Below are 15,860 nucleotides of genomic sequence, written 5' to 3' on the forward strand. Positions count from 1 at the left end.
CCTAATCCCCTACTTCTCATACTTCAGCTCAAACTCCTCACTCTTCCCGTCCCACTCGGCAGTGACTTTAATGACGGAGTCCTCTTTCTCAGCAGATCCATTTCCAGAGGCACCCATTTTCAGCATAGCTACTTCAACAGGCCCTTCGATAGTCTGGCTGCCGCTGCTATGCTTAGCTTTGAACGTATATTTCATCTGTTTAATCGTTTCGAGATCAGACTGGTCGCCTTTGTAACGCAGTACTAAGTTATACCGCTTGGAGCTTTCACTGGTTACTTTATTCTTTTTAGTAATCAGCTTCTCATTTGCCTCCTGCTTATAGACACCTGACCAGGTGTCCCCCTCGCCCTTGAACGTATAGTTGAAATAGGTCGTTTCTGTATTGCAGGACGTCAGCAGCAGTAGCAGAATTACAGGAAGCAACAGCACACGCAGTATCTTCCTCATGGTCAGCCCCCTTTTCCCACAGATTCAATTAGCTTGAACGGGATAGGAATTGCAGTACTGCCTCCACCCGCTCCTCCACTGTAAAATCCCCTTCCAGCCGCAACAGCTCGCCGTTTATCCCAGCCATCCAATCCTCATGCAGCGTGCGGCTGCGGACCTCAGGCCCTGCCGTATCGTACTGCGCCGCCCAAACCATGAACTCCTGTACATCCTCATATTTATCTCCGCCCGGCAGACCCTCATCACCGTATCGTTCATACTCCCGCGCCCGCAGCCGATCCAGACGGACCTGCTCAGGAATCCACAGGAAAATCACCAGATCGAAGGTGTCCCGCAGCGAATCCCCCCAGCCGCAAACCGCACCGGACAGAATCCATGGCTCATTCTGCGCCATGTCAGCCCGCAATCTACTTAGACGCTCTGTTACATCACTTGGCCTGCTGTACTTCTGCTCCCAGAAATAATCGTCACTATCCAATTGAACATGCGGAAGCCTCGCTGCCAGCGCTTTACCCAGGGTACTCGTCCCGGCCCCGGAAGCTCCCATAATATGAATTCTGCGGTACATAAGCCCTCCTGAATGATGAATCATTGTATCCATTTGTATATTTTACCATGCTTCTCCTTATATTTAAACAGCGTAGCCTGTCTCTGAAGGACCCGCAGACGCAAACAAAGCCGCAGCCCCAGGCCACAGCTTGTTTGCCTTTCACCCTCCAGATGCCCAGCCCGCTCCTCAGCTCACATCCGGCGGAATGCGCCGGGCGATGCCGGTAGCGATAGCTGCCTTAATTACAGCCAGACGTACCTGCTCCACAACCTTCTCATTGAAAATGCTCGGAATAATATATTGCTCATTCCGTTCATCCGGGTGAACCACCGATGCAATGGCCTGCGCCGCTGCCAGCTTCATCTCCAGATTCACCGTCTTCGCCCGGCAGTCCAGCGCTCCGCGGAAAATCCCCGGAAAACACAGCACGTTATTAATCTGGTTAGGGTAATCGCTTCTGCCGGTTGCCAGCACCCGGACGTAAGGCTCGGCCAGATCCGGTTCAATCTCCGGGGTCGGATTAGCCATAGCGAACACGATGCTGTCCTGGGCCATGCTCTGCAGATGGCTTACCTGCAAAATCCCTCCCCTGGATACGCCAATGAAGACATCCGCTCCGCGCACCGCCTCATCCAGTCCTCCGCTCAGATTCTCGGGATTCGTACTTTCGGCCAGCCAGCTCCATTCGGCATTGGTGTAGGAAGCGTTCCGGTTCAGTATCCCCTCCTTATCTACCGCGTAGAGCTGCTTCGCGCCAGCCGCCAGCAGCAGACGGCAAATCGATACGCCAGCGGCACCGATGCCGACGACTACGATTCTGGAGTCTGCAATCGACTTTTCCACAACCTGAAGCGCATTCAGCAGACCAGCCAGCGCAACTACGGCCGTTCCGTGCTGATCATCATGAAAGACAGGAATATCCAACTCCGCTGACAGCCGCCGTTCAATCTCGAAGCAACGCGGCGAGCTGATGTCCTCCAGATTAATGCCCCCGAAGCCGGGAGCAACCGCTTTCACGATCTGAATGATTTCTTCCGGGTCCTTAGTGTCCAGACACAGCGGGAACCCGTCAATATCCGCCAGCTGCTTGAACAGCATGGCCTTCCCCTCCATCACCGGCATCGCCGCCTCCGGTCCGATATCGCCAAGCCCCAGCACAGCGGTGCCGTCGGTGACGACGGCTACCGTATTTCTTTTCATCGTCAGGGAATATGCCTTGGACGGATCTTCGGCAATCGCCGTGCAGACTCGGGCCACACCGGGGGTATACACCAGTGACAGATCCTCCCGGTTCTTGATCGGCATCTTCGGGGTAACCTCGATTTTGCCGCCAAGATGGGCCAGGAAGGTGCGGTCGGAGACATTGATGACTTTGATTCCAGGCATATTCTTCAGCACGCTGATAATCTCTTCATTCGCCGCATCCTGCACATTCACGGTCAGGTCACGGGTCGTCACATCCTTGCCGCCACGTATAACGTCAATCGCTACAATATCGCCGCCGGCTGCTGCCAGCCTGGACGCCACATCGCCAAAAGAAGCTTCGGCCTTACGGATTTCAAGCCGGATAATCATCGTTGTTGCAATGGACATAGAGTATGCCTCCCTCATCAGACGAATGAATTCTACCCTCAATATACTACAGTTCACTTGTTGTTCACAATTAAATCCGGGTTAACCGGGAATTTCCCAGTTCTCAGCCAGCTCTAGCAGCTCTGCTTCCGCAGCCTCTTCATCTTGCCCCAATACTTTCGCTTCTATATAGTAGGTGACGGTATCATCGCTCGCTCTCTTGCCGGGACGCTGATAACAGAGCCAATAATAAGTAACTTCAGGGGCTGGATAGACCGCACTCCCCTCCTGGATGAACTTGATCAGTTCCCCTTGGCCTGCCGGTGTCTGCACAGGCTTCCTCCATAGCAGCTCTGTATGGTTAGGAATACTGATATAATTACCCGGACGGCTCTGATCGCCAAGCGTCAGCTCCAGCTGATCCAGAGTCACAGCCGCAAGCCCCTGCAAATACCGCACGGGCTCGTCCTCACTTAGACGCAGCCGGTGTACCGCCGGGGCGGAATCAGATGCTGCAAACCCGTATAGTGCTGCCCCGCCCAGAACGAGGAAGATTGCTGTGGTAAGCACGGTTTTACGTATTTCCGCTCTCATATGAACTCTCCTTTGTAGCCAGTTAGTGTAGGATATCATTGTGTTTCTGAAGTTGAACGGGCACAATAGTAATGGCGCGAAGCCTATGGATTCTTATTTAAGAACAAATACAGCACGGATTAGGAGCGAGAAGATATGACTAACCCTTTTCAAGCATTGGTAGTGGACAAGACAGAACCATTCTCCGTTGAGATCAGACCGGTATCCCTGGAGGAACTGCCCGCCGGTGAAGTGTTAATTAAGGTAGCTTATTCCAGTGTAAACTATAAAGACGGGCTGGCAAGCATCCCGAATGGGAATATTGTGCGAAATTATCCGTTCATTCCGGGGATTGACCTGTCAGGGACGGTAGTCTCATCGAAGGACAGCCGCTTCCGCGAAGGCCAGTCTGTTATTGCCACCAGCTATGGGATCGGCGTCTCCCACTTCGGCGGCTTCAGTGAATACGCCCGCATCCCTGCGGACTGGGTTATTGAACTGCCGGAAGGCTTGACGCTGCGGGAAGCGATGATCTACGGCACAGCCGGATTCACGGCGGCAATGTCTGTACAGGCACTGGAAGCACAAGGCATGACCCCTGATCAGGGAAAAGTGCTCGTCACCGGGGCCACCGGCGGTGTCGGAGGTGCGGCAACCGCCATCCTGGCGAAGCTGGGCTATCAGGTCACTGCCAGTACCGGCAGAACAGATGAAGCCGGTTATCTGCAGGCGCTGGGTGCTGCTGAGGTAATCTCCCGCGAAGAGGTTGCTGGTAGTGCGTTGAAGCCGCTGGACAAGCAGCTCTGGCAGGCCGCAGTAGATTCAGTCGGGGGCGCCCCGCTTGCTGCGGTCCTGAGCAAAACCGCTTACGGCGGCGCAGTGGCCGCAAGCGGTTTAACCGCAGGCACCGCTGTCCCGACCACCGTCCTGCCGTTTATCCTGCGCGGAGTCAGTCTGCTCGGCATCGATTCCGTAGCTTGCCCTATGGAGAAACGGGTCAAGCTTTGGCAGCGCATGGCAGGTGACATGAAACCGGAGATGCTGGATACGCTGGTGGACCGCGAGATTCCCCTTACTGAGCTGCCTGCGGCGCTTCAGGATATTCTCCAGTCGGGCACCCGGGGCCGCGTGCTTGTCCGCTTATCTTAGTCACACTTGATGAGAGTGTAGCAGTATCGATGGCAGTTCGCTTCCGAATCTGGAACGGGCTGCCGTCTTTTTTTTGCATATGTGCCCGGCATCATAAATTAGGCCTTGACCTTGAAGCATACTTCAACCTTTATACTCGAATTGTTCCAGATGAATAGAGTTGGAGGGAGTACAAATGAGAATATTTGAGATTGTAGTCATTGTGGTAATTCCGGCTGTTAAAGCAGGAATGATAGGGGCCAAAAAAAACCGGAGGCTGGATACCCTCATGCTGCTGGTTGTCGTTATAGCTGTGCTGCTGCATGGGGTGCTCGAGAATTATCGTATCCAGATGGCTCCGGCCTACGCCGCAGCGCTGGGACTGTTGACCATACTAGGATTCAGACTTATGAAGTGTGCCCGGACGGGCCAGCCTAAACGGTATGCGAAGCTATGGAAGAGTCTGCTGCTTATACTCGTCCTCCTTCTTTCAGGAGTATCCGTCTATGCGTCCAGACTGCTGCCGATGTTCACCTTGCCAGAACCCACAGGGTCCTATGCCATCGGTACAATAGCGCGGGAGCTGACCGACGAGAAGCGTGAAGAGACACTGACTCCGCAAGCAGGCGGCAAACGTAAGCTGATGGTCAATGTATGGTATCCAGCCGATCCTGACCAGACTGAGGATAAGCCTAAGGAGCATTACCCCTCTGCACTGGGTGAAGCGATCAGCCTTGTATTCGGATTGCCGAAGCAGCTATTCAGTCATGTCACCCATATTCCTACACATGTTACAGACGGAGTGCAGCTATCGGCACAAGAACCCAGCTATCCGGTCCTGCTGTTCTCGCCGGGAATCCGCTCTACCCGATTCCAGAGTATGTCGATTATCGAAGAATTGGTCAGCCACGGCTATATTGTCGTTGGGATCGATCATCCTTATACCTCAGCCAAGGTCACTTACCCGGACGGCGCTTCGGTCTACTACGTGCCTGATCCGAAGTTCAATACTTCCGCAGAGCTCTACAACTACAATGTGAGCGGAATTGCCATCCGTGCAGCAGACGCCAGCTTTGTGCTGGACACCCTGACGGCTTGGAATACCGAAGACCCGAATGGATTGTTCCAAGGCAGGCTGGATCTCAGCCGTGCAGGGATCTTCGGCCATTCCTATGGCGGGGCGACAACCGCCGAAGCTTTAGCCCAGGACAAGCGGTTCAAGGCCGGTGTCAGTCTGGAGGGCGGGTTCTGGGGCAAGGTTGCCCATGAAAGGCTGACGCAGCCTTTTATGTACATGATGTCCGGAACGAGTGCTCAGCATCTTGCACATCCTGAAGCGAGCACAGAGCCCCTGATCTATGAAGAATTTACACCGGATCTGAAGTCGGTCATGAGCCGCAGCACCAGGGATACCTATTATCTGACGGTGGATCATTTCATTCACCAGAGTTTTACGGATATAGCCTTGCTGTCACCCTCCTTATTCGCCAACGGCCTTGATCCGGTGCATACTGTAGATATAAACAGAGCCTATGTCCGGTCGTTCTTCGATCAGTATCTGCTAGATGAGCCGCAGACACTGCTGAACGGTCCGTCGGCCGAATACCCGGAAGTGACCTTTGACCCGGCTTACACGCACAAGAGACCATAAGACAGATAGATATTGAATACAGGAGGGGATGCCAGATGAAGAGAATGACCCGTGGTGAGCTGGCGCGGAAGGCAGGGCTGAGTGCAGCAACCATCCGTTACTATGAAGACAGCGGCATCCTGCCCGCCCCGGAGCGGACCGCTAAGGGATACCGGATCTACTCTGCAGATGTTCTGGTCAAGTTGAAGTTCATTAAGGATGCCCAGTCCCTGGGCTACTCACTGAAAGAAATCCAGGCGGCGCTTGCCCTGCTCGGCTCGAAGATGGATGAAGACACCTTGAAGGAACTCGTCCGCGACAAAATCACCGAAATCGACGAAAAGGTTGCCTCCCTGTATGCTATCCAAAGTATGCTGGCCGGTCTGCTCGAGACCCCGCAGGAGGATATTCAGAATTATCTGCATTCCTTCCAGGTTCCAGATCAGAAACATTGAACGCAGGGAACCCCTTCTTAGCTTACAAAAAAACGGCAGCGTCATTCTGCATACACAGAATACGCTGCCGTTTGTGCTGTGTGGATTTCTGTTATTCGGCTCCAGCCTCATGCACAGCTTGCGGTGGAGCCTGGAAGTAGTGCTGCTGGCGGTAGGGCTGGGCATACGGTTGAGCACAATAACCGTGCACCGCCATCGGCTGGTAGCCGAAGGATTGCGGAGCCTGTTGCTGGTGCATGTAAGGCGGCATGTTCACATTAGCCATCATCGGCGCCATATTGACAGGAGCGGTGTGGGCTCCCTTCATATTCTCGGCTGCCGCCTTCACAGGGGGACAGCAATCCGCAGGCGGACCAATGAAGGTCTGAGGCTTCACCGGAGCGAGTGCTTCCTTAACCAGCGCTTCATTCAGGCAGTAGGTATGTGCCAGCACATTAGCCGGAGTTAGGCTCAGAAGATCCGAGCCGAGGATAACTTCCGGTGTAGGAGCATCGAAGATCGCCAGCAGATGGGTGCAATCCATCGTGGCCACTTCATAATGCCACCAGCCCTGCGGCACATTGGCAACCTGGCCCGGAGTGATCGGAAAATGCAACAGTTCATTGGTAAACGGGTTAATCAGCGACACCACAGCCGCGCCCGAGATACAATACACCAGCTCAGCGGCATTTTGATGATAATGCGGCTCGACTACATTGGATCTGCTGAGATAGATATCGAGCAGCGAGGTATTCTCCAGGGTGTTCAGATTTTTGATGCCCAGCACGTTGATATAATTGCAGTCATCCTTCTTGAATAAGGTGTTGCCGTTCATATCAAACGTAAACTGTGTATTGGGCGACGTATAGTCCATATAAGAGGTCACACATATCCGTCCTTTCCTCGGGGCCGTTTTTATCGTTCTGCTTATAGGATATGTATCCGCCCATGCCCAGGTGACGATGAATAGCTCCGCCGTATAGTAAAATTGCCCCTTAAGCCGAATAATTAGCTGGACTGGGCCTCCAGCTCCTTTCTTGTCCCGGACAAAATAAAAAGACGGAGGGTACACACCCTCTCCGTCTGTTCATGGTAAACCAAAGTTGTCCTTTACCAGCCGCTTCGCTGGATCAATGCTGTAATCTGGGCGATGTGATGGCGGCTGTGCCAGATGTACCTCTCCACTGCGGTATCCAGTGTCATCTCACCAAGACCGCCGCTTACGAAGGTCCGGTCATAATCCTCTGGCTGCAAGGATTCCAGTAAGTTCGCGAATCTGCGGTTAAGCAGTCCGATGAGCTGGAGTGAGGATTCCACAGGTTCGTTGGAAGAATCGCTCAGCTCCGCCCACAGATCCTGTCTGTAGCTTGGAACCAGCGGTGCTTCCTCCGTCAGCCCCCGCTTGAAGCGGAGGTACGCATACATACCCGTATCGGCGAGATGATGTACGACCTGAATCACGGTCCAGCCGCCCGGCCGGTAAGGGGTATGCTGCTGTTCACTCGTTAGAGGCTCAACGGCTGCCCGTAGCTCCTCTGCCAAATGCTTAAAGACCGCAATTGATTCTTCCCGCACTTCTGCTGTCCGGTTCCCCTTAGCGGCGAATCTTCCAATCGGGTATTTTAACAACTCCAGCTCCTGCTCTTCCCCATTGTCGTTCATTTCGCTCACAGCTCCTTTGTTATTGTTCATTGGATATCAGCCCATAGGCCTCTTCCAGTGTTCCCGCTGTAACATCAGGCTTGACTTCAAGCTCCCAGGGCTGACCGTTCCGGTTGAGCCAACAGGACTTGATTCCGGCTCTGGCCGCTCCAAGAATATCTGACGCAGAGTCTCCAATATGGATAATTTGCTCCGGCTCCACCCCATAATGGGCTATCACCTCAGTAAACATACGGTTATGCGTGTCATTCTTATACGACTGATACGTCTGCGAAGTGAACAGTAAGATTGGATAATTCCGGTAGAACTCAGGAAGCATAAGATCATCAGTATCACTTACAATACATACCTGATAATCCCGGCATATGCGCTGTAAGAAGGCCTCGGTGTCATCGTACATTTCAGACAGCCTGTGCTGTGCGAAGAGGTTATCCACTGCCTGCTCACAATCATAATCCAAGCCGGACTCCTGGAATACGCTCTGAAACCCTCTGTAATAAATCTCTCTGCTGCTGATAAAAGTACCCGCCTCCCGGGCTTCGCAGGCTGCGGCATAATAACGGCCCAGCAATTGCTTGCCGAGCTGCAGTGCCCTTGCTTCACTGAAATTCTGCTGGAGAATCGGCCTCCAGACCGCTGCCCGCCTGCTCTCAATATTCACCAGGGTCTGGAACATATCCAGACTAATCACTTTGAATGACTGCATGGACCCGTCTCCTTATCTGATCAGCTATTGAATCTCGCCGTCACGAACACTGCCGGTGAATTCCAGTAGATCGTCACCTCATTCGTGGAATAACTGTCCTCGTGATCCGCGTAACACTGGGCTGCGGGTTTGCGCCGCAAATGCTTCTTCACATATTCATCATGCAGTCCCCGGTCCGGGCCGCCAACCACCAGGCCCGGAACCGGCTCAAGCACATGATCGCCCGCAGACGGGCGGTGATGGGGATACATGACTGCATGTTCGCCGAACCCGCTCACATAGCTGATCCCCAGCACATTGCGGCCCAGCAGGTAATGCAGATGATCCAGAGCACAAACAGCATATTCCTGCTCCCCGCTGAAATGTTCCGCTGCCAGCAGCAGCATGGCATGGTTCATGACCAGCATATTGCTGCCCCAGATATAATCCTGCTCCAGCAGCGAGATTCTGTAGCCGTCATGACGGCTCTGCCGCAGCAGGCGCTCTGCTTCTGCCAACAAGCCCTCTCTTAGCTCTGCATAGAGAGATGGCTCCGTGCCTGCTTCCCCTATGAGCAGATAAGCCAGTGTGCCATAGCCGCCCATATCCCCCCAGCCGAAGCTGTATTTGGGGAACGGCAGCTTGGCAAGCTCAAGAGCTGCACTATGGAACTGTTCATCTCCCGTCGTGCGGAATAGCTCCGCCGCTGCCCAGAAGCGCTCGTCACTGTCTACTTTATCGCCATATTCCCCCGTGGTAATCCCGCGCGGATTGGTGAAGCCCGGCACATGCGGATGCGCAGTCAGCCAGCTCCAGGCAGCCTGTGCGGCTTCCAGACACCGCGCCGCATATGCCTCATCGAACGGCTTGTAAATCCGTGCCGCCATAGCCATCACCCCGGCGAAGTCCCCGGTAGCAGCCGCAGAGACCGGCGAGAAATACAGCTCCGCAGTATCCTCCTCCGGCATCACATCAAGTCCGGGGAAATGCGCTGTAGTCAGCTTGTGGTATACCCCGCCGCTGCCGGACTCCTGCATTTTGAATAGCCAGTCCAGCTCCACGGTGCATTCCAGCAGGACATCCGGCAGGCTGCCGTCACTCTCCGGCAGTGTATGTACACCGGCAAATGCCGCAGGATACAGCTCCCAGGCCAAAAGTAGATCCGCTACGGCCTTCGCACCAGGCCCGGAGTATTTTCCATAGTCTCCTGCATCATGCCACCCTCCGCTGCTGTCTTGTCTCAACCCGGGCTGGCCGATGACTGTACCTTCTGCCAGATGGCAGGCCTTATGCCCCCAGGCTCCCGCATACTCTCCTTCAAGTTCCAAGCCGCAGCGGTAGTAATAGAAGGCTTTCAGCAATCCCCGCTGCAGCTCCTGATACGGCTTGTCTGCAATAACAAATGCAGCGGACTGCTCCCCCTGCGCCCCCTCGATCCGGTACTTCCCGGGTGAGGTAAGCGCCGAGAAATCTCCGCTGCACACACGGCAGCCGCTGGGCTTATCCTCAATATAAGACCCGGTCTGTCCAGTGAATACCACATTTCCGCTTGCTATGTCAATTATATGGTAAAGTGGGGTGTCCCCGGAGAACATAGCCAGCTTATCTCCTCCGCTTGAATAACCCGCCTGGTTCACTGCAATGGTACGAAGACGCTTGTCACTCATCCTGTAGTCGCTCCCTCGATAACTCCTGTATGTATATGTCTTTCTGTCAAACCATCATCTATTCCTTCAACAGCTTAACAAAGTTATCCGGCAGACTGAACTGCTGATTGTTAAGAATCATATCCCGCAACTCGGAGAATGGATCTTCGTCCTCCTGCGAATCCTTGATTTCCTTAATTTCACGGTGCAGCCGCTCCATCTGCAGATCGAGCTCGTACGCCTTGTCAGCCGCATTCTTAAGTTCACGGGTCAGATGCTCGGGAACCGCCTGGCTGTATTTATAGAAAATTTTATGCTCCAGACTGGCCCAGAAATCCATAGCAATCGTGCGGATCTGTACCTCAACACAGACATGCTCCTGACAGTCCGACATGAATACGGGCACCTCGATAAGCAGATGCAGACTTTGATAACCGTTGGGCTTCGGGTTCTTAATATAATCCTTCACCTCAAGCACCTTGAGATCGTCCTGCTTCTGCAGCATGGCGCTGACCTGATAAATATCCGAAATGAACGAACAGGTGATCCGCAGCCCGGCGATGTCCTTAATACTTGCTCTGATCTGGTCGAGGGACAGCTCACTGTTCTTGCGCAGCATTTTCTTCATAATGCTCTCCGGAGATTTGATCCGGGACTTGGTATGCTCAATCGGACTATAGTCGTGAAGGAGCTGGAATTCCTCTTTGAGGATATCAATCTTGGTCTCCATTTCGGCAAGAGCGAACTTGTAAATCATCATAAAGCGGGTAAGCTCGTATTTGAGCTGCTTCAATTTCTCTAACTGGTTGTCGGTATGCATCTTCATTTCTCCTTTATGCTGCTGCACAGAATGACTAGAATCTCTATGCAACTCTTCCATCTCTCATTAATCATAGCCAATCTATGACTTGAATACAAACCTTCCACTGGTCACAGGGACTCCTGCGCGCAACCTCCTTTCTTCTCTCTGCACACGAAAAAAAGCCAAACCGTCCAAAAGGACAGTCTGGCCGTTCATTAAAAGCGGGCGCTGTTGACAGTGCCTCTTCATCCGGTTATTCAGTTAACCACTTCATCAATGGACAGGCTGCGTTCACGCGACAAATCCCGGAAGCCCTCGCCTACTTTGACCAGCGGCTTAAAGAGGTCCAGCGGGTTATTCATGACGATCATACCCACTTCGCCGTTGCTGAGCTGTACATTCTTGCCCACGAAGCTTGGCAGTAAATGGCCGGTCAATGCCTGCACCACCGTCTCATTCAGCTTGCCGAAGCCCATCTCATGCACCTTGCGCAGCACGGTAACCAGCCCCTGCTTGGGACGGTTCGCAGTAGAAGTGGTCAGCGACATATAAATGTTGGCTACCGAAACAATCTGGGCGTACGGATGAATCTCTTTTTTGAGCAGCTGATTCGGATAACCTGAGCCATCCTCGTACTCATGATGCTGGAGAGCTACCAGCGCGGTAACCTCGTCCATTTTGGAGCCGCGGATCAGATCATAGCCATAGAAGGTGTGGCGTGCCAGCTCATCCTTCTCGGAATCCGTCAGCAGACCCTGCTTGTTCAGGATCGACAGGGACACCTGGCTTTTGCCGATGTCATGCAGATAGCCCGCACGGCTGATCTGGTAACGCTCCTCCTTGGAGTAACCCATCCACGCAGCAATATAATAAGATAATAAGCCCACCTGTAATGAGTGGTGATATGTATCGATGTCATCCCGGTCCAGCAAAAGCAGCAGGGAGACAACATCCTTTTGCCCTTCCAGCGTCTCCAGAAGCGGCTTCAGCGTATCATCGACTGCCGACTGCGAGAAGCTGCCCTTCGTCAAGGCTTCCAGAAAAATCGCTTCATAATTTAAAATAGCGAGATCAAAATCATCGTGCAGCCCGTGGCTGGGCCCCGGTTCAGCGTCCGTATACAGCCCGCTGCGCGGCTCGATATCAACATAATCAATTTTGTGCCGGATCAGGATACTAATCTCTTCCCGTTCCACACGCGTCCCCTTGGGGAGAACGTGCAGCCCTACACCATTGAAAGTGTCTGCCATGAGACAATCACCGTGCTTCAGATCCGTGACATGTACTTTCAAGTACCAGCACCCCTTTTGTACTAAATATAAGAACTTACAGGTTTCACACGGTAACTTATCCTTCTATTTCTCGCTGAAACGGATGCCGCCCTTGAAAGGACGGCCAAGCCGTTTCCGCTTGATTAGGAATATTCCGTTATGCTCCACTTGATCATAGTCAACAGACGGTAAAGTAACAATCCGGTGAAAGTCACAAACTCCAAGCAATCTAGTTCTATAGAATCCCTGTCTTTAGACGCCTTTCCATATTCTGTTCAGAGCCATCTGACAAATCTCTTGTATTTTATCCTAATTTCGTTCTCTTCTGCCCAGTACATTAGTCTCTTCCTCACCGCTACCGTGTCTTCTGTGAACCTGAAGCAGAGATTAACCGGGACAATCCATTTGCCTGCAGGCAATATTCCTACTATCGGACCATCTATGTAAATGGCTTTAATCCCTTGCGCGGAGATGCGCTTTTTGCGAATAATAAGCGAATCTGTCCCCCACTGAAGAAGGCCTTCTTTCCGCAGCGCGTTGATAATAATGAAGAGGCAGGCTGCGATGCTGAGTCCAATCCACACCAGTCTGACGTTGTATAAATAGAAATGTCTATCCGGATCGTCTCCATCCGTCCGATTTATAGTATAATCGCTAATGCAGTCCAACATTTTGTTCAAGGGGGATCCATTATGTACGAGCATCTCGTCGTCTTCCGCTTCAATGAGCAATTCGATAAAGGCCAGGAACAAGACCTGTTACAAGCACTGCTGGCGCTAAAAAAGCAAATCCCCGGCATTATTGACCTTACAGCAGGCATTAATGTAACCGAAGAGCAGCAGAATGTCCACGGCTATACGCTGGGGCTCCGCGTGACCTTTGAGAATCAGGAAGCCCTGCGTGAGTACGGGCCGCATCCGGCCCATCAGAAGTTCGTGTCCATGCTGGAGGGAATTCTGGAGAACGTTGTGGTGGTAGACTACCCGATTTAGAACAACTGGTTCACATCGAACAGCACTTTGCCGATCAGCGCATCCTTGTCCACGAACGGAGTCTCCCATAAGTGAGCGTCATAGCTGACGTTACGGTTGTCGCCCAGGAAAAAATAATGGTCTGCGGGAACGGTGACCGGCCCGAAGGTATAGGTCATCGCTTCCTGGAGATACGGCTCGGCAATAGCCTCATGGTTGCGGTACAGCTTGCCTTCCTTGATCTCAATGACATCGCCCGGCAGGCCGATCAGCCGTTTTACATATCTTTTCTGCGCATCTTCGGCAACCGGCGGATGGAACACCACGATATCGCCATGCTTCAGCGAGGTATTCCAGAGCATTTTGTCCACCACAAGGCGGTCGTTAACCGCTATAGTCGGAATCATCGAGCCGGTAGGCACACGCATTGCTTCCGCTACGTAGGTGCGGATAAATAAGGATAGAATAATGCCAATGGCAATACTCGGCACCCACTGCTTCAAGAATTTCTTCAATTTCTTTCACCTCAGATTCGTATAATTAGCCTTCAAAATGCTCAATAATCCGCGACATTTCCAGCTCCGCGTCTATAGCAGAGTGCTTCGGCAGATAAATTACCAGTAAGCCGCCGAAGATCTGCTCCCATTTGCCCCCATGCTCTGTAACCCGCTCCTTGAAGCTGCGGATCTCGCCGGAAGCCGCCGCCTCTTTGCTGAGCAGCCAGGCATACCGGACAAGCCCGGACCTTTTCACCGTCTCAATATAATACGCGATCCCCTCACGCTCACTCACCCGGATAATATCGCCAAGCGCAATCCCCGGGTTAAAAATCGGCGTCTCCTCAATCCGGTAGATATCCTTGTCGACCAGGGTCACATCCAGCACCTCAATCTCCCGGCCTTGCTCATCAAAGCATATATGTAATCCAACTGTCCCCGGCAAAAGCATCCACCCCAATTCTGTTCTGTTCTGTTATGCTATCATTTCATCGCCCGAAGTGACCTCGAAATGATGCCCTCGAGCACCTTCCAGGGAAGCAAGGCCTTGCCGATCATCAAGACCCGCGAGCCCCGGCCAACAGGATAGCGCAGCTTCGGCGCACGTATCGCAGTGATCCGTCCAATCAGATCAGCCACCTCCTGCGGATCGGGAGCCGTCTCAGACGCACGCCGGGAGTACCGCAGTACCTCCTCAAGCCTGGTGTGATACGGGGAGCCTTCATTTCCATGCATTCCCGTAATCCCTTTGTCCCAGATAGGGGTACGGAAGGAGCCCGGTTCAACCAGTACAACGCGGACGCCAAAAGAGAGCATCTCCTGGCGCAGACTCTCGCTGAACCCTTCCACCGCAAACTTCGAGGCGGCATACGGACCATAACCCGGGAATCCGCTCAGGCCGCTGACACTGCTCACGTTAATGATCAGACCGCTGCGCTGGACCCGCATGTGGGGAAGCACCGCCTTCGTCACAGCAACCAGTCCGAAAAAGTTGGTCTCCAGCTGCCCTCGCCATTCCTCCATGCTGACCTCCTCCACGAATCCGCCTACAGCGAAGCCGGCGTTGTTCACCAGCACATCCATTCTGCCGGCAAGCTCAAGACTAGACTGAATGGCAGATGCAATCGAGGCTTCGTCCGTCACATCCAGTGCCTGCAGATGAATGCGCTCCCGTACCCCCGCCAGCTCAGCCTTCTGAACCAGCTCCTTGCTGCGGCTGAGATCCCGCATCGTGGCAATGACCCGGTACCCTCTGCGGGCCAGCGTAATTGCAGTCAGCAGCCCGAATCCGCTGGAGGTTCCGGTAATCAGTGCAACCGGCTCATGCCCCTGGGGCTGGCTTGGATTAGTGTTCATGAGGCACCTCCTTCTAATGATGTGTTGAATGAGTCTCCAATTGCAGCAGCAGATAATTGTTCTTAATGTAGTTGTAACCCGAGTATACAGTTATGACTAATGCACCATACATCAGGGTTAGGTCAACAGGGAAGGAAGTGAACAGGCTAAAGGGCGCGTTGTTCAAAAGAATGGCCGAGATTGCAGCAACTTGCAGGACCATTTTCCATTTGCCGTATTTATCGGCTGCCAATGCTACCTTCTGCGCTGAAGCGGCAATACGGACACCCATCATTATAACTTCCCTCGCTAATATTAAAAAAGCAATCCAAGATGGGATCATGTGCTCACTAACCATTAGAATCAGCGCGGCAGCAACAAGCAGCTTATCTGCCAACGGATCAAGCAGTTTTCCAAAATTGGTAGTCTGGTTATATTTTCTCGCCACGTACCCATCCAGCTTGTCTGTTATAGAAGCTACAATAAAAACTATGGCTGCATAAAAAATACCATGTACATCTAAATATTCCAGGATCGGGAATTGGTTGACCCATGCTTCGGGGTAAATGGGAAAAAGCGCAATGAACAGCGGAATCAGCAATATCCTGAACAAGGTAATACGGTTAGCTAAGTTCATCTTCTGCCTCCAAGTCTCAC

Annotated in this window: 18 protein-coding genes; 4 read left to right on the forward strand and 14 right to left on the reverse strand. The window is 52.8% G+C overall.

Going from position 1 to position 15,860, the window contains the following annotated elements; genetic code table 11:
• Nucleotides 1–9: 9 nt before the first annotated feature.
• The 4 genes from MKX42_RS20925 to MKX42_RS20940 all read right to left on the reverse strand — a co-directional run bounded on the left by MKX42_RS20925 (nt 10) and on the right by MKX42_RS20940 (nt 3,163).
• Nucleotides 10–447, reverse strand: a complete 438-nt coding sequence (locus MKX42_RS20925; RefSeq protein ID WP_340754246.1) for a hypothetical protein — start codon at nt 445–447, stop codon at nt 10–12.
• Nucleotides 448–475: 28 nt separating this feature from the next.
• A complete protein-coding gene (locus MKX42_RS20930) occupies nt 476–1,015 on the reverse strand; it encodes an AAA family ATPase (RefSeq protein ID WP_340754248.1) in 540 nt (179 codons plus the stop codon).
• A 168-nt stretch (nt 1,016–1,183) separates the two neighbouring features.
• Nucleotides 1,184–2,590, reverse strand: a complete 1,407-nt coding sequence (locus MKX42_RS20935; RefSeq protein ID WP_340754250.1) for an NAD-dependent malic enzyme — start codon at nt 2,588–2,590, stop codon at nt 1,184–1,186.
• A gap of 81 nt (nt 2,591–2,671) precedes the next feature.
• Nucleotides 2,672–3,163, reverse strand: a complete 492-nt coding sequence (locus MKX42_RS20940) for a hypothetical protein (RefSeq protein WP_340754252.1) — start codon at nt 3,161–3,163, stop codon at nt 2,672–2,674.
• A 135-nt stretch (nt 3,164–3,298) separates the two neighbouring features.
• Between MKX42_RS20940 and MKX42_RS20945 the strand changes: the two genes are divergently transcribed.
• The 3 genes from MKX42_RS20945 to MKX42_RS20955 all read left to right on the forward strand — a co-directional run bounded on the left by MKX42_RS20945 (nt 3,299) and on the right by MKX42_RS20955 (nt 6,355).
• Nucleotides 3,299–4,291, forward strand: a complete 993-nt coding sequence (locus MKX42_RS20945) for an acrylyl-CoA reductase family protein (RefSeq protein ID WP_340754254.1) — start codon at nt 3,299–3,301, stop codon at nt 4,289–4,291.
• A 175-nt stretch (nt 4,292–4,466) separates the two neighbouring features.
• Nucleotides 4,467–5,921, forward strand: coding sequence for an alpha/beta hydrolase family protein (locus MKX42_RS20950; RefSeq protein ID WP_340754255.1), 1,455 nt, complete (start codon nt 4,467–4,469; stop codon nt 5,919–5,921).
• Between the two features lie 35 nt (nt 5,922–5,956).
• On the forward strand, nt 5,957–6,355 hold the full coding sequence (locus tag MKX42_RS20955) for a MerR family transcriptional regulator (protein ID WP_340754257.1): 399 nt from the start codon (nt 5,957–5,959) through the stop codon (nt 6,353–6,355).
• Nucleotides 6,356–6,446: 91 nt separating this feature from the next.
• Here MKX42_RS20955 and MKX42_RS20960 read toward each other — a convergent pair whose 3' ends face one another.
• The 6 genes from MKX42_RS20960 to MKX42_RS20985 all read right to left on the reverse strand — a co-directional run bounded on the left by MKX42_RS20960 (nt 6,447) and on the right by MKX42_RS20985 (nt 12,421).
• Nucleotides 6,447–7,220: a cupin domain-containing protein gene (locus tag MKX42_RS20960; protein WP_445669336.1), complete on the reverse strand. Its 774-nt coding sequence runs from the start codon at nt 7,218–7,220 to the stop codon at nt 6,447–6,449.
• 224 nt (nt 7,221–7,444) lie between these two features.
• Nucleotides 7,445–7,996 carry a YfiT family bacillithiol transferase gene (locus tag MKX42_RS20965; RefSeq protein WP_340754260.1) on the reverse strand — a complete coding sequence of 184 codons (552 nt, stop codon included), beginning with the start codon at nt 7,994–7,996 and terminating at the stop codon, nt 7,445–7,447.
• Between the two features lie 19 nt (nt 7,997–8,015).
• Nucleotides 8,016–8,702, reverse strand: a complete 687-nt coding sequence (locus tag MKX42_RS20970) for an HAD family hydrolase (protein ID WP_340754261.1) — start codon at nt 8,700–8,702, stop codon at nt 8,016–8,018.
• Nucleotides 8,703–8,722: 20 nt separating this feature from the next.
• Nucleotides 8,723–10,348, reverse strand: coding sequence for a glycoside hydrolase family 9 protein (locus MKX42_RS20975; protein WP_340754263.1), 1,626 nt, complete (start codon nt 10,346–10,348; stop codon nt 8,723–8,725).
• Between the two features lie 58 nt (nt 10,349–10,406).
• Nucleotides 10,407–11,147 carry a GTP pyrophosphokinase gene (locus MKX42_RS20980; RefSeq protein WP_340754267.1) on the reverse strand — a complete coding sequence of 247 codons (741 nt, stop codon included), beginning with the start codon at nt 11,145–11,147 and terminating at the stop codon, nt 10,407–10,409.
• A 239-nt stretch (nt 11,148–11,386) separates the two neighbouring features.
• Entirely contained in the window at nt 11,387–12,421 is a 1,035-nt protein-coding gene (locus tag MKX42_RS20985; protein ID WP_340754269.1) for an HD-GYP domain-containing protein, read from the reverse strand.
• A gap of 671 nt (nt 12,422–13,092) precedes the next feature.
• Between MKX42_RS20985 and MKX42_RS20990 the strand changes: the two genes are divergently transcribed.
• Entirely contained in the window at nt 13,093–13,392 is a 300-nt protein-coding gene (locus MKX42_RS20990; protein ID WP_340754271.1) for a Dabb family protein, read from the forward strand.
• On the opposite strand, the gene lepB is transcribed toward MKX42_RS20990, so the two are convergent.
• The 4 genes from lepB to pgsA are packed head-to-tail and all read right to left on the reverse strand — an operon-like array spanning nt 13,389 to nt 15,840.
• Complete coding sequence (gene lepB, locus MKX42_RS20995) at nt 13,389–13,886, reverse strand: signal peptidase I (protein WP_340754273.1); 498 nt, start codon at nt 13,884–13,886, stop codon at nt 13,389–13,391. The genes MKX42_RS20990 and lepB overlap by 4 nt on opposite strands.
• 25 nt (nt 13,887–13,911) lie before the next feature.
• Nucleotides 13,912–14,313 (reverse strand): DUF4265 domain-containing protein, encoded by a 402-nt coding sequence (locus tag MKX42_RS21000; protein ID WP_340754275.1) that lies wholly within the window; start codon nt 14,311–14,313, stop codon nt 13,912–13,914.
• Between the two features lie 38 nt (nt 14,314–14,351).
• Entirely contained in the window at nt 14,352–15,224 is an 873-nt protein-coding gene (locus MKX42_RS21005; protein ID WP_340754277.1) for an SDR family oxidoreductase, read from the reverse strand.
• A 13-nt stretch (nt 15,225–15,237) separates the two neighbouring features.
• Entirely contained in the window at nt 15,238–15,840 is a 603-nt protein-coding gene (pgsA, locus tag MKX42_RS21010) for a CDP-diacylglycerol--glycerol-3-phosphate 3-phosphatidyltransferase (protein ID WP_340754279.1), read from the reverse strand.
• Nucleotides 15,841–15,860: the final 20 nt, after the last annotated feature.

Origin of the sequence: Paenibacillus sp. FSL R7-0204 (assembly GCF_038002225.1) — a bacterium.
Lineage (GTDB): Bacteria > Bacillota > Bacilli > Paenibacillales > Paenibacillaceae > Paenibacillus_AQ.

Coding starts and splice junctions, on each gene's coding strand:
- MKX42_RS20925 (WP_340754246.1), bottom strand. CDS start 447: ATGAGGAAGATACTGCGTGTGCTGTTGCTTCCTGTAATTCTGCTACTG.
- MKX42_RS20930 (WP_340754248.1), bottom strand. CDS start 1,015: ATGTACCGCAGAATTCATATTATGGGAGCTTCCGGGGCCGGGACGAGT.
- MKX42_RS20935 (WP_340754250.1), bottom strand. CDS start 2,590: ATGTCCATTGCAACAACGATGATTATCCGGCTTGAAATCCGTAAGGCC.
- MKX42_RS20940 (WP_340754252.1), bottom strand. CDS start 3,163: ATGAGAGCGGAAATACGTAAAACCGTGCTTACCACAGCAATCTTCCTC.
- MKX42_RS20945 (WP_340754254.1), top strand. CDS start 3,299: ATGACTAACCCTTTTCAAGCATTGGTAGTGGACAAGACAGAACCATTC.
- MKX42_RS20950 (WP_340754255.1), top strand. CDS start 4,467: ATGAGAATATTTGAGATTGTAGTCATTGTGGTAATTCCGGCTGTTAAA.
- MKX42_RS20955 (WP_340754257.1), top strand. CDS start 5,957: ATGAAGAGAATGACCCGTGGTGAGCTGGCGCGGAAGGCAGGGCTGAGT.
- MKX42_RS20965 (WP_340754260.1), bottom strand. CDS start 7,996: ATGAACGACAATGGGGAAGAGCAGGAGCTGGAGTTGTTAAAATACCCG.
- MKX42_RS20970 (WP_340754261.1), bottom strand. CDS start 8,702: ATGCAGTCATTCAAAGTGATTAGTCTGGATATGTTCCAGACCCTGGTG.
- MKX42_RS20975 (WP_340754263.1), bottom strand. CDS start 10,348: ATGAGTGACAAGCGTCTTCGTACCATTGCAGTGAACCAGGCGGGTTAT.
- MKX42_RS20980 (WP_340754267.1), bottom strand. CDS start 11,147: ATGCATACCGACAACCAGTTAGAGAAATTGAAGCAGCTCAAATACGAG.
- MKX42_RS20990 (WP_340754271.1), top strand. CDS start 13,093: ATGTACGAGCATCTCGTCGTCTTCCGCTTCAATGAGCAATTCGATAAA.
- MKX42_RS21005 (WP_340754277.1), bottom strand. CDS start 15,224: ATGAACACTAATCCAAGCCAGCCCCAGGGGCATGAGCCGGTTGCACTG.
- pgsA (WP_340754279.1), bottom strand. CDS start 15,840: ATGAACTTAGCTAACCGTATTACCTTGTTCAGGATATTGCTGATTCCG.